Consider the following 12,240-nt stretch of genomic DNA (forward strand, 5'->3'; position numbering starts at 1 on the left):
AGAACATGATTTAATTTAGTCAGAGTTATGAAAACAAACTTAATCACTCGTGAGGGTTATGAAAAACTCACAAAAGAACTGAATTTTCTGTGGCGAGAAGACCGCCCAGAAGTCACTAAAAAAGTAACGTGGGCTGCAAGTCTAGGTGACCGCAGTGAAAATGCAGATTATCAATATAACAAAAAACGCCTTCGAGAAATCGATCGTCGTGTGCGCTATCTCAGAAAACGCTTAGACCAAGTTAAAGTTGTCGACTATTCGCCACAACAAGAAGGCAAAGTGTTTTTTGGAGCTTGGGTCGAAATAGAAAATGAAGACGGTGATATCAAGACGTTTAGGGTTGTTGGTCCTGATGAGATCTATGGTGGCGTCAAAGATTACGTTTCGATTGATTCGCCGATGGCACGCGCATTACTCAAAAAAGAAGTGGATGATGAATTTATCGTGAGGACGCCTGAAGGTGATAAAGAATGGTTCATTAACGCGATCCGTTATGATGGCAAACCTTAAGAAATAAACGCTTCTAGCCGAGCCATATCGCAAATATGTATTTGATTACCTCGCTTTTCAATCAAGCCTTGCTCTATCAAGGTATTGAGAGCACGACGGTAAACTCGGCTTGAAGTGCCAAATCGTTCCGCTTCAAACTCTACCTTATCAAAAGCATCCAAAAAGACATTTTGACGCGCCCTATGCCAAAGGTCATAAGCGATATTATACGCTATCGAGTGCAACACTCGGTTAGTGTAAATCTCCATTGATTCTTCGTAATCATAAGCCAATGCCGACGCAAAGAAGAGCGCTAAATTGGGCTTATCGGTAATACACTTTTGTAGTTGATTCGCGCAAATCACATCAGCTTCAATGTCATCATCCGCAACCACATTCCATTGACATGCGTTACCAGAAAAAAACTCCATCTCACCAAAAATATGATGATCACACTTCACTTCACCTAATTGAAAACGTCGGCTATTCACCGCACAAATATGCATCGCTACTCGTCCGACCGAGATAATATAGAGTTTATTAACGGGCTGACCTTGCTCTAAAATCGTGTCACCACGACTAAAACGTTGGGTGCCAACCCGACATTGAAAAAGAGCCGCTTCAAAATCACCGTATTGCTGTTCTAATAGAGGAGTAAAGCGTGTATTGGCATAAGGACGTAGCTGCATTGGATTCTTCATAATAATGGAGACTGCAAGAACATACGCATTTGAGAAGGGCTTTGGAATAGATGATGTCAAAAATTGACACAATAGCACCCATTACAACGGTCTAATTATCACAAGAGCCCCCACTTAACTGAGCAGCTCTTGTAATTCGATGGCTAAGTTAATAACTAAAAAAGCTATCGCGTTAGAGCATACAGGGCCGCCAGCGTAGCGTTTTGCTCGCCTTGTGATGTCAGTGTTCCTTCATCAACATAATCGCTAATGCCTTGCTGAACATCTTGCTCGTACAGCACAACGTTATTCAGAACCGAAGCAATTTGCACGCCTCTTAATCGACCTACAGTTAATAGCGCAGATGTCTCCATATCGGCACCTAATACACCTTTTTCATGCCAATACCGGCATACATCAAGTTCATTATCGATGTAAAAACTATCATGAGAACGTACGACTCCACGATGAAAGCTCTGCAGAATTTTGTTGCTAAATTCCACCAGCCCACTCACTAAATCTATATCGGAATAGGCAGGATAATTAGGTGAAATATAACTCGCCGATCCACCTTCATCTCGTACCGCAGCTTCTACAATGATCAAGTCACCCATCGCAATATCATGCTGCAAAGCACCAGCGGAACCAACACGGATGACTTGTTTGGCACCGCACATTACTAGCTCTTCAAGGGCAATAATGGCAGAAGCCGCGCCAATACCTGTACTACAAACAGTAATATCTTGTTGATTGTATCGCCCTCGTATCAAGCGAAATTCTCGATTGTTAGCCAGTGACACCACGTCAGATAAATGTTCTGCAATGCGATCTACACGTGCAGGGTCACCACACACAATGACCTTATCAGTAACTTGTGTTTCATCGACACACAAGTGGGGTTGTTTGTTCATAATCTACCTTACTGCTCAACGACCTTACTCATCATGGTAGGCTGCGCGATACGCAGCCTCATTCAATTACACAAACAGGCCAACAACCGCCGCGTTCATTAAGTTTGCTAGTGTTGCCGCCAATAGAACTTTCATGCCCAGTTGACCAATAACACCTGCACGCTGTGGGATCATTTTACTCAATGCGCCACATACCATTGCCACCGAACCGATATTGGCAAAGCCACACAGTGCAATGGTCATAATAGCGGTGGAACGTGGGGTCATTTCAACGCCACCCATACTTGCAAAAGCAACAAATTCGTTAAGTGCGATTTTCTGACCTAAGAAAGAACCCGCAATACCCGCTTCTTCCCAAGGAATACCAATTAGCCATGCAACAGGCGAGAAAAACGTTCCTAGAATGACATCAACCGTTAGGTCTGGCTTCCCAAACCATTCGCCAATCGCTCCTAAACCGCCATTTAGCATCGCCATTAAACCGATACATGAGATAATCACAGCACCGACAATAGCGGCAATTCCCATACCTGCTATCGCACCTTTTGCAACCGCATCAATAAAGCTGCTCGGCTTTTCATCGTCTGGAAGTTCTGGTACTTCATCAACGGTCTCTTCTGTTTCAGGGATCAACAATTTAGCAAACATCAAACCAGCTGGAGCCGACATGAAACACGCCATAATAAGGTAATTAAGGTCCACTCCCATACCCGCTAAACCAGCCAGAATAGAGCCAGCAATAGAGGACAAACCGCCAACCATCACAGCAAAGATTTGAGAACGAGTTAGTACACGGTGGTAAGGCTTCACCAATAAAGGGGCTTCCGTTTGCCCCAACACAATATTGCCAGCCGCATTCATTGACTCAGCACGAGAAGTACCTAATACACGCTGTAAACTGCCGCCAATAATACGAACGAACCACTGCATAATGCCTAGGTAGTAAAGCAATGATGTTAACGATGCCGTAAAAATGATTTGTGGTAATACTTGCAGAGCCCAAACAAAGCCAATGCCATCGACACTAAAGTTCACTAAGCTACCAAAAGCGAAACGAATACCTTCAACTCCATAGCCAAAAACATTCCCCACGGCATTAGACACAGACAGCAACACACTCGCACCCACATCCGTTGCTAGTACGAAGAAAGCAACACTAATAATGACAACAAAAGCACCACCAACTGCACGCCAGCTTATTTTGCTGCGGTTTTCAGAGAAGATAAAACCAACACTCAATAGCGCGATAATTCCGAGTAAAGACTGGATCATTTTGAAACCTCTAAAGCTTGATTAACGACTTGAATAAGGCGTTGTGCATGTTGGTGAGAGAGTTCTAAAGTCATGGCTTTATCACCGCCTTCTTCTGGGGTAGCGTTCATTTCAAAGGTCACTATCGTATCGACAATGTTGACCTCTGCCGCTCTGAATGGATGTTCGTACGCGACTTGATAGGCTAAGAGAGGTAAAAAATTGAAGCCAGTTTCGCTGTATGACTCTTCTGTTGCACCAGCAGTGACAGAAAACAACACCGGCTTATCTTTAAGCTTGCTACCCTCTGGACCAAAGGCAAAGCCGTATGTGAATACTTCATCAATCCAACGCTTAAGTACAGACGGATACGTACTCCAATAAAGTGGGAACTGAACCACGATTAGATCTGCTATTTGCAGCGCAGTTTGTTCCGCTTCAATATCACCATTAAAGTTTGCAACGTGATTAACATGCCACTCGGTTTGCTGAGTAAGGTCAGCCAAAATTGTGGCATTTGCGACTGACTTGGATAAGTCAGGATGACCATCTATCACTAAAATATTCATAATTATGTCCTTGGAGTTACGCTCATTTCGCACAACACATAGCCACTCGATTACCATAGAAAAAGGTTTATCGATTATTGGCTGAATTATAAATAATAAAGATGGTTGGACAGGAGGACATTTGTCCCCTCACGAATGAGGCAGATCATAATCTTTGACGAAACAAACAGAGTAAATAAATAAACTGGAGATAAAAGGGAAGGGATATGTACAACCTAAATAAAAGAAACCCCGCTAAGCTTTCGCCTAACGGGGTTATGGTTCTTTTGCAGCAATCCGGCTACTGTTCATCTTATGAGGTTTCCCTTCAATAAGACTGATGCTCCCTGCATCTATCCTTGACTGTGGCTAAATCCTTTAACCGATTTCCATAGTTCATCGCCATCCTAGCGGTGTCCATATTGCCCATCATCCTGACTGGCTAATCTCATCCAAAGATATTACTGATTCAGTATTTTACTTCCTTGCTGATAACTCATCCTAAGTCACCAAATCTTCATCCTGAAGATACCTATTCCTTTAGGCTTTGTCCTGTTCCTGCCAACTCCCTGTCGACAAAGTGAATATTACGCGGATTGTTTGACATTCACAGAGGCTAAAAACAAAAATTCATCTGAAACATTAATTAAACAAAATCAAACATCAAATTAAATCAATCACTTATAATAAAATTCGAGACATTTCATGATAAATACGAAGCGTATTCTCACATTAGCTGTGAGAGATCTCTTACAAGCCCCATAACAGATAGAGAAACCTGTTCTAGCCCATATTATTCGGGGTTAGCTCTAGAAAACACCCAAGTGACTCCCCATATTACTTCTATGATACTAAATAAGAGATTCAACGGATGAGCCACGCTATCTGTACATTGATTGCCCAGGAACTGAATGTTCGCCCTGAGCAAGTTATCGCTGCTGTAAACCTCATTGATGACGGCAACACTGTTCCATTTATTGCGCGTTACCGTAAAGAGGTCACTGGAGCATTAGACGATACCCAACTGCGTAACTTAGACAGCCGACTTTCTTACTTACGTGAATTAGACGATCGCCGTCAAACGATCCTAAAATCAATTAAAGACCAAGATAAGCTGACACCTGAACTCGAAAAAGACATCAATCAAGCAGACAGTAAGACTCGCCTTGAAGATTTGTACCTTCCTTATAAGCCCAAGCGTCGCACCAAAGGGCAGATTGCTATTGAAGCCGGGCTTGAACCCTTAGCCGATTCCCTTTGGACCAATGCACAGCAAGATCCTGAAACGGAAGCAGCGCGTTATATCTCTACAGATAAAGGCATCGCAGACACTAAAGCTGCACTTGATGGCGCACGAGCGATCATCATGGAACGTATTGCCGAAGATGCAAACCTACTTGAAAAAATCCGCCAACACTTAACCCGCAATGCTGAACTAGCAGCTCGTGTTGTGACTGGCAAAGAACAAGAAGGTGAGAAGTTTAAAGATTACTTTGAACATAATGAAGCAATGAGCAAAGTCCCTTCACACCGAGCTTTAGCTATGCTGCGCGGTCGTAATGAAGGCTTCTTAACGTTAGCTATGAATGCAGACCCAAGCCAAGATGAAAGCATTCGAACTTCATATTGTGAAAACATCATTTCTGATCATTACGGTATTCATTTAAGCAGTGCCCCTGCCGATGCATGGCGTAAGCAAGTGATCAGCTGGGCTTGGCGTATAAAAGTTTCTATGCATATGGAAACTGAACTTATGGGCTCAATGAAAGAACGCGCTGAAATTGAAGCCATCGAAGTATTCGCGACCAACCTTAAAGACCTGTTAATGGCAGCGCCTGCTGGCCCTCGTGCGACTTTAGGTCTCGACCCTGGTTTACGTACGGGTTCTAAAATTGCGATTGTGGATGCGACAGGTAAAGTACTCGCGACAGATACGATTTACCCTCACCCACCACAAAAGCAATACGACAAGTCGGCTCATGTTGTTGAACAATTAGTCCGAAAATACAATGTTGACCTTATTGCGATTGGTAACGGCACCGCTTCACGTGAAACCGACAGTTTTGTGGCTGATGTGATTAAGCGTGGCAACTTGAACGCGCAGAAAATTATCGTCAGTGAAGCTGGAGCCTCTGTGTATTCAGCATCAGAATTAGCGGCGAAAGAATTTCCGAATATGGATGTATCGATTCGTGGCGCCGTGTCGATTGCTCGCCGATTACAAGATCCTCTCGCAGAGCTTGTGAAAATTGACCCGAAATCCATTGGTGTGGGTCAATACCAACACGATGTAAGCCAAACTATGCTTGCTAAACGCCTTGATGCGATTGTAGAAGATTGTGTGAATGCCGTTGGTGTAGACGTCAATACCGCTTCTGCTGCACTACTGACACGTGTGGCTGGGCTGTCTACCACCATCGCTCAAAACGTTGTGGATTACCGCGATGAGAATGGTCGATTCGAAGCGCGTACGACTCTAAAGAAAGTCGCTCGACTCGGACCAAAAGCGTTTGAACAATGTGCGGGCTTCTTAAGAATTATGGATGGTAAAAACCCGCTTGATGCGTCATCCGTTCACCCTGAAGCTTATCCTGTCGTGAAAGCCATTGCAGAGAAGAACCAAAAAGACATTAAGTCTCTTGTTGGGGATACGGATTTCTTACGTGGTTTGCACGCGATTGATTACACCAACGACAATTTTGGTGTTCCGACGATTACCGACATCATCAAAGAGCTTGATAAGCCAGGCCGAGACCCGCGTCCTGAGTTTAAAACCGCGACCTTTGCAGATGGCGTAAATAGCATGTCTGACTTAGAACTCGGCATGATATTAGAAGGTGTTGTCTCTAACGTGGCAAATTTCGGTGCTTTTGTGGATATTGGTGTTCACCAAGATGGCTTAGTACATATTTCTGCGCTGACTGATCGCTTTGTCTCTGACCCTAGAGAAGTCGTAAAAGCCGGTGATATCGTTAAAGTCAAAGTCATGGAAGTAGATGTTCAGCGTAAACGTATAGCTCTGACCATGCGTATGAAAGATGAACCAGGGCAAGACAATAAGTCACAACGTTCTAGTTCACCTCGCGATCAGCAGTCTAGACCTCGAAACCAGAATACCCAAGGTAACCAGCGTCGTCGTGAAGAACCACAAAACGCGGCTATGGGCGGTGCATTCGCTGCTGCTTTTGCTAAAGCAAAGAAATAAGCTGAATAGGTAGTAAACCGAAGTAAGCAGCTAACGAAAGCAATCGGTTAACAAGAGCAATCAATAAACAAAAGAAAAGCCTGACCTTCCATAAAATGGGAAGAGCCAGGCTTTTTTCTTAAGTAGCCAAAGATCTCCGTCATAAAACCGCTATAACTTCTGATGGCGTATGAGGCGCTACCGCATGACCATAGTGATACTTAATGATCTTACGCCGTTTATCCATCTGATCTTGCCTTATCGCCGCATCTAAAACATGCCTAGGCAGTCGAAAACGCATCGTGTAACCTTTTCCTTGATCAGCACTGTATGTCTGTAATGCTAATAGACCAAATAACCGATCTAAGATGTCTTTGGGTTCTTCATGATAAATCGAACTGGCTTCCGACTCGTTATCCATCTCATAACCTGGGTGATCAGAGGGATCCCATGCCGACTGCTTTCGTCGTTTCTCATCAGACTTAACCCTACGTTCTGCATTAGTTTTTGCCATTGCAACCGTTGGGGCTATTGGCTCACGAACTCTATTATCGCGCGCAACTTGCTCTGTTTGCACATTAACTGATGGGGCGATCAATGGCACACTTACAACTGATGCAGGTGGCACTATCATCGCGAAGTCTCCTCAGAATCGCCCAACGTTTATGCTTTCTTGCTTATCTATTTATCTATTTATCTATTTATCTATTTATCTATTTATCTATTTATCTATTTATCTATTTATACAGCTTTATCCCATCGATAAATTATTCTCGTTATACTCTTTTGCTTGGCTTTGACCTGGTATGGTCTCCTACCTACGAATATCTATAGATATATCTAGACCAGCAAAGAAACAACTCCCATTGATAGCCAGTTACTTAACAACTCACCTCGTTGGTTAGCTTATATATCGACCAGTTTGATCATAAATTTAGCATTTAGTTTATCTTCAAATAAAACAATAATCATTTGAAGTAGTTATCACTGGGGCGTTATCTCTGCAAAATTGAGTAACTGGCTGCAAAATGCTTCCGCTTCAGTCATGAATGGCGCATGCGATGATTGAGTAAAAATAAACTGCTCCGTATGAGGCAAAGCTTTATCTAAATCTTTCGCCACTTTAATCGGAACTAAGCCGTCTAACCGACCATATAAGCGCAGCATTGGAACGGATATTTCCGGTAGTTGCTCTCTTAGATCTACATCAGATAACATCTTCAAACCCGCTAATAATGATTCTGGATTTGGCAACGGACGAGATAACACAGCTTGCTTTAACTGTTTAACATCCTGCCTAGCTGAAGGGCTACCCATCGCTTGTAAAGCCATAAATCGTTCAATGGTGGTTTGAAAATCTTCAACAAGCTGCTCAGTAAAAGCCGTCAATACATTCGGCTGAATACCACGCCACATCACTGGTGTTTTCTCGGCTGAAAATTTAGGTGAACTGGCAACCGTCACTAATTTACGGACATAATCTGCATGGTGCAAAGCCATATGAGTAGCAACTAATCCACCTAGAGACCATCCGACCCAAATAGCATTTTTAGGTGCATCTGTAATCAATAAATCAGCAATACCAGCAAGATCTTTAGCGTGGCTGTGAGAACTGTGCCCATAACCAGGAAGGTCGACGACATGAACCGTAAAATGACTTTCTAGCGTTTTAACGGTTTGCTGCCAAACAGCGCCATTCATCCCCCAGCCATGAACCAAAACTAAGTCAGGACCTGAACCTGATACATGCCAATACAGTGCTTTACTCATTCTTGCAGTGTCTCCTACTTTTTTCAGCCACGTAAGCCAAATACGCCACCTACTATTAATGATTGTCCTTTAAAGAATTGAGCTCATGTTATCTGATTGGCTACAAAAGAACACCCAACGCCTGTTCACGCCTCTGTGCCCATTATGCCAACTAAAAAAGTCGGACGCAGATAGTGCTTCAATCTTTTGCAATACGTGCATGGAGTTTATTGTCTCAACGCCTCGCTGCTTACGCTGTGGGTTAGAAACACCTTCAGCCATTGAGCAATGCGGCAGTTGCTTATCTGCCCCTCCGCTATGGGACAGGCTATATTGTGTGAGCGACTATACCTTCCCTACGTCTTCTTATATTCATAAATTCAAATACACCAAACAGTTTTGGCTAGCTCGGGATTTAGCTTCACTCATTTCAAACCGTATAGACCAACCCGCACCGCTGATCACAAGCGTCCCTTTGCATTGGCGACGCTATCTACAACGCGGATTTAATCAGAGCGATCTACTTGCCCGTTACACAGCAAGAACACTGACGACAAATGAAATGAAGAGTGAAAGCAAAACACTTTTCAAACGAATAAGAGCGACAGCAACTCAGCAAGGCTTATCTAAGCGCCTTCGAGAGCAGAATCTCGCCAATGCATTCACACTAATAAAAACGTCATTACCTAAACACGTTGCCATTATGGATGATGTGGTCACAACAGGCAGTACCGTGAACTATTTATGCCAGTTACTACGAGAAAGAGGGGTTGAAAGAATTGATATCTATTGTATTTGTCGGACGCCCGAGCCAAGTAAATAAAGGCGACGAGCTTGATCTGTACAGCAATCCAACAAAAAGAGGCTGAATTACAATTCTGACCGGAGTAGAATGTCCGGAATAGCCTACAAATTTACTCAGGTATTAGTCGTGTCAAATATTACAATTACAGAAACAGCTCAAACTCACTTTGCCAATCTGCTTTCACAGCAACCTGAAGGCACAAACATTCGTGTATTCGTGGTAAACCCAGGAACACAAAATGCTGAATGTGGCGTATCTTACTGCCCAACAGACGCTATTGAAGCTTCAGATACTAAACTGTCTTTTGAAGCATTCGATGCTTATGTAGATGAGCTAAGCTTGCCATTCCTAGACGAAGCAGAAATTGATTTCGTTACTGACAAAATGGGCTCTCAGTTAACTCTAAAAGCACCAAACGCAAAAATGCGTAAAGTCTCTGATGATGCACCACTACTTGAGCGTGTTGAATACGCAATTCAAACACAAGTTAACCCGCAACTTGCAGGTCATGGTGGTCACGTAAGCCTTGTTGAAATTACTGAAGAAGGCGCTGCTATCGTGGCATTCGGTGGTGGTTGTAATGGTTGTTCAATGGTTGATGTAACTTTGAAAGAAGGCATCGAAAAAGAACTACTAGAACAGTTCCAAGGTGAACTGACTGCCGTTCGAGATGCAACAGAGCATGATCGCGGTGAGCACTCTTACTACTAGTCTCACTAGAAGTAACACCAAACAAACAGCAAAAGGTTGATGTGTAAGCATCAACCTTTTTTAATGCCTTATCTCATCCTATTATTGAATAAGTTCATTGCGTGAATGATGAACTCTCAGGTATTCACCCTCAGAATTTTGCATAAGGTTCAGAATTAAGTCGAAACACAAAATCCGCCAGTATCAATCTATTCCGTTTTTTCATATATTGGGGGGTATCTAATTAAAGCTAAGGAGCGAGCGTAATGACAAAAAGGAAAGTGCCAGAAATTTTGGCTCAGCAAACTGTCGCTCAATCAAAACTTTTCTCTATTGAATCTCTCGATTTACGCTTCTCTAACGGTGAAGAAAGAACTTACGAACGCATGAAGCCCAGTGGGCGAAGTGCCGTGATGATGGTTCCTATTTCTGAACAAGGTGATCTTTTACTGGTTCGTGAATACGCTGCAGGCACTGAGCGCTACGAACTTGGCTTCCCAAAAGGGTTAGTTGATGAAGGTGAGACACCCCCAGAAGCCGCAATCAGAGAGCTTAAAGAAGAGATTGGGTTCGGATCGCATAAGTTAACCCCTTTAAAAGAAGTCATCCTTGCTCCTTCCTATTTTTCGAGCAAAATGACGCTGTTCATTGCTGAAGACTTATACCCTGAAAAGCTTGAAGGTGATGAACCTGAACCTTTAGACATCATACGCTGGCCACTTGCTCAAGCCGAAGAATTACTCACTCATCTCGATTTTAGTGAAGCTCGCTGTATTACCGCCCTACTACTAGCCCTCAGAACATTAAAAGAACAAGCTAGTACATTAGAAGAATAAGAGTCAGCCCTATGCCAATAACAAAAGATCTATCCCACCTCTTACCTTCCGTCATCGAAATTGCTCGTTCTGCTGGGCAATTGATTCTCGAAATCTATGAAAAAAAGGATTACGAAGAATTTACGAAAAGCGATGACACGCCAGTAACCAGTGCCGATTTGGCCGCACATAAGCTTATAGAACAGCGCTTAACGGAGCTCACTCCTGATATCCCAGTGCTTTCTGAAGAAGCTGCTGACATTAGTTTAGAGCAACGTAAACAATGGGATCGCTACTGGTTAGTCGACCCACTCGATGGCACTCAAGAATTCATCGCGCGTAGTGGTGACTTCGCGACCATCATTGCACTAATTGAGCATAATCGACCTGTGATGGGGGTTGTGTATGCGCCGGTATCAGGTGTGACTTATTACGCTTATCATGGCAAAGGGGCATGGAAAATCCCAGAACTAGCTGACAGTGTGAAAATTAAAACACATCATCATGAGCTGCCAAACCAATCTATTGCGATGGCGATTAGCCGCCGCCAAGATATAAATCGAATCACCAGCTGCATGAGTTCAGCATGGAACTATGATTTAGTACCTTTGGGCTCTGCAGCATTAAAGGCATGCTTAGTGGCGGAAGGCGCGGTTGATTGCTACCTAAGATTAGGACCAACTGGTGAATGGGATACAGCTGCTACTCAATGTATCGTTGAAGAGGCTGGAGGGAGGATTTTAAGTACTCAATTAGAGCCCCTTTCATACAATGAAAGAGAAACTTTAGAAAACCCAAACTTTATTGTTTTAGGGGATGAGAACTTACCATGGGACGAAATCCTAACGGTTAAAAAGTAGAACGTACACATTCTAAAGCTTTATCTAAACCGCTCAATTCAATTGCCGTAACCTTGTTACGGCTTTTTTATGCCTCAAATAACCACCTTCAATTTTATAAAACCCACCAATGATAACGATTACATTTGAAATGATGAAATTGAGTAAATTATCATTAACAATCAAACAATTAATGAAGTCTGATTTTTTTAATTAAGTTAACAAATAATGTTTACAAAGTGACTCTAGTTTCATAAAAATACCATTCATAAAATCTAT

12 protein-coding genes are annotated in these 12,240 nt (G+C 43.0%); 6 read left to right on the forward strand and 6 right to left on the reverse strand.

The annotated features are described in order from the left end of the window. Positions 1–27 precede the first annotated feature (27 nt). A complete protein-coding gene (gene greB, locus L4C37_RS09470) occupies positions 28–510 on the forward strand; it encodes a transcription elongation factor GreB (RefSeq protein WP_273295710.1) in 483 nt (160 codons plus the stop codon). Here greB and L4C37_RS09475 read toward each other — a convergent pair. The 4 genes from L4C37_RS09475 to L4C37_RS09490 all read right to left on the reverse strand — a co-directional run bounded on the left by L4C37_RS09475 (position 507) and on the right by L4C37_RS09490 (position 3,900). Continuing rightward, positions 507–1,178: a Crp/Fnr family transcriptional regulator gene (locus L4C37_RS09475; protein ID WP_137373976.1), complete on the reverse strand. Its 672-nt coding sequence runs from the start codon at positions 1,176–1,178 to the stop codon at positions 507–509. The genes greB and L4C37_RS09475 overlap by 4 nt on opposite strands. Before the next feature lie 176 nt (positions 1,179–1,354). Then, entirely contained in the window at positions 1,355–2,080 is a 726-nt protein-coding gene (locus tag L4C37_RS09480) for a nucleoside phosphorylase (protein ID WP_429768430.1), read from the reverse strand. A gap of 66 nt (positions 2,081–2,146) precedes the next feature. Then, complete coding sequence (locus L4C37_RS09485; protein ID WP_429768431.1) at positions 2,147–3,352, reverse strand: NupC/NupG family nucleoside CNT transporter; 1,206 nt, start codon at positions 3,350–3,352, stop codon at positions 2,147–2,149. Continuing rightward, complete coding sequence (locus L4C37_RS09490; protein WP_273295716.1) at positions 3,349–3,900, reverse strand: NAD(P)H-dependent oxidoreductase; 552 nt, start codon at positions 3,898–3,900, stop codon at positions 3,349–3,351. The genes L4C37_RS09485 and L4C37_RS09490 overlap by 4 nt, the downstream gene beginning before the upstream one ends. A gap of 850 nt (positions 3,901–4,750) precedes the next feature. On the opposite strand from L4C37_RS09490, the gene L4C37_RS09495 reads away from it, so the two are divergent. Then, positions 4,751–7,084, forward strand: a complete 2,334-nt coding sequence (locus tag L4C37_RS09495) for a Tex family protein (RefSeq protein ID WP_429768432.1) — start codon at positions 4,751–4,753, stop codon at positions 7,082–7,084. Positions 7,085–7,223: 139 nt separating this feature from the next. Here the strand turns inward: L4C37_RS09495 and L4C37_RS09500 are convergent, their stop codons facing one another. Together L4C37_RS09500 and bioH are read right to left on the reverse strand one after the other, a co-directional pair. Next, positions 7,224–7,697, reverse strand: a complete 474-nt coding sequence (locus L4C37_RS09500; RefSeq protein ID WP_137373971.1) for an ATP-dependent Lon protease — start codon at positions 7,695–7,697, stop codon at positions 7,224–7,226. Positions 7,698–8,047: 350 nt separating this feature from the next. Next, positions 8,048–8,833, reverse strand: a complete 786-nt coding sequence (bioH, locus tag L4C37_RS09505) for a pimeloyl-ACP methyl ester esterase BioH (RefSeq protein WP_273295720.1) — start codon at positions 8,831–8,833, stop codon at positions 8,048–8,050. Between the two features lie 85 nt (positions 8,834–8,918). On the opposite strand from bioH, the gene L4C37_RS09510 reads away from it, so the two are divergent. The 4 genes from L4C37_RS09510 to cysQ all read left to right on the forward strand — a co-directional run bounded on the left by L4C37_RS09510 (position 8,919) and on the right by cysQ (position 11,982). Then, positions 8,919–9,635: a ComF family protein gene (locus L4C37_RS09510; RefSeq protein ID WP_429768433.1), complete on the forward strand. Its 717-nt coding sequence runs from the start codon at positions 8,919–8,921 to the stop codon at positions 9,633–9,635. 108 nt (positions 9,636–9,743) lie between these two features. Beyond that, positions 9,744–10,328: a Fe-S biogenesis protein NfuA gene (nfuA, locus tag L4C37_RS09515; protein WP_137373968.1), complete on the forward strand. Its 585-nt coding sequence runs from the start codon at positions 9,744–9,746 to the stop codon at positions 10,326–10,328. A gap of 245 nt (positions 10,329–10,573) precedes the next feature. Beyond that, on the forward strand, positions 10,574–11,143 hold the full coding sequence (gene nudE / locus L4C37_RS09520) for an ADP compounds hydrolase NudE (protein WP_429768434.1): 570 nt from the start codon (positions 10,574–10,576) through the stop codon (positions 11,141–11,143). An 11-nt stretch (positions 11,144–11,154) separates the two neighbouring features. Then, entirely contained in the window at positions 11,155–11,982 is an 828-nt protein-coding gene (gene cysQ, locus L4C37_RS09525) for a 3'(2'),5'-bisphosphate nucleotidase CysQ (protein WP_137373966.1), read from the forward strand. Positions 11,983–12,240 lie beyond the last annotated feature (258 nt).

Origin of the sequence: Vibrio kagoshimensis (assembly GCF_050337535.1) — a bacterium.
Taxonomy (GTDB): domain Bacteria; phylum Pseudomonadota; class Gammaproteobacteria; order Enterobacterales; family Vibrionaceae; genus Vibrio; species Vibrio gallaecicus.

What these genes read in the sequence shown, in the direction of transcription:
- greB (WP_273295710.1), top strand. Translation starts at nt 28, where the DNA reads ATGAAAACAAACTTAATCACTCGTGAGGGTTATGAAAAACTCACAAAA.
- L4C37_RS09475 (WP_137373976.1), bottom strand. Translation starts at nt 1,178, where the DNA reads ATGCAGCTACGTCCTTATGCCAATACACGCTTTACTCCTCTATTAGAA.
- L4C37_RS09480 (WP_429768430.1), bottom strand. Translation starts at nt 2,080, where the DNA reads ATGAACAAACAACCCCACTTGTGTGTCGATGAAACACAAGTTACTGAT.
- L4C37_RS09485 (WP_429768431.1), bottom strand. Translation starts at nt 3,352, where the DNA reads ATGATCCAGTCTTTACTCGGAATTATCGCGCTATTGAGTGTTGGTTTT.
- L4C37_RS09490 (WP_273295716.1), bottom strand. Translation starts at nt 3,900, where the DNA reads ATGAATATTTTAGTGATAGATGGTCATCCTGACTTATCCAAGTCAGTC.
- L4C37_RS09495 (WP_429768432.1), top strand. Translation starts at nt 4,751, where the DNA reads ATGAGCCACGCTATCTGTACATTGATTGCCCAGGAACTGAATGTTCGC.
- L4C37_RS09500 (WP_137373971.1), bottom strand. Translation starts at nt 7,697, where the DNA reads ATGATAGTGCCACCTGCATCAGTTGTAAGTGTGCCATTGATCGCCCCA.
- bioH (WP_273295720.1), bottom strand. Translation starts at nt 8,833, where the DNA reads ATGAGTAAAGCACTGTATTGGCATGTATCAGGTTCAGGTCCTGACTTA.
- L4C37_RS09510 (WP_429768433.1), top strand. Translation starts at nt 8,919, where the DNA reads ATGTTATCTGATTGGCTACAAAAGAACACCCAACGCCTGTTCACGCCT.
- nudE (WP_429768434.1), top strand. Translation starts at nt 10,574, where the DNA reads ATGACAAAAAGGAAAGTGCCAGAAATTTTGGCTCAGCAAACTGTCGCT.
- cysQ (WP_137373966.1), top strand. Translation starts at nt 11,155, where the DNA reads ATGCCAATAACAAAAGATCTATCCCACCTCTTACCTTCCGTCATCGAA.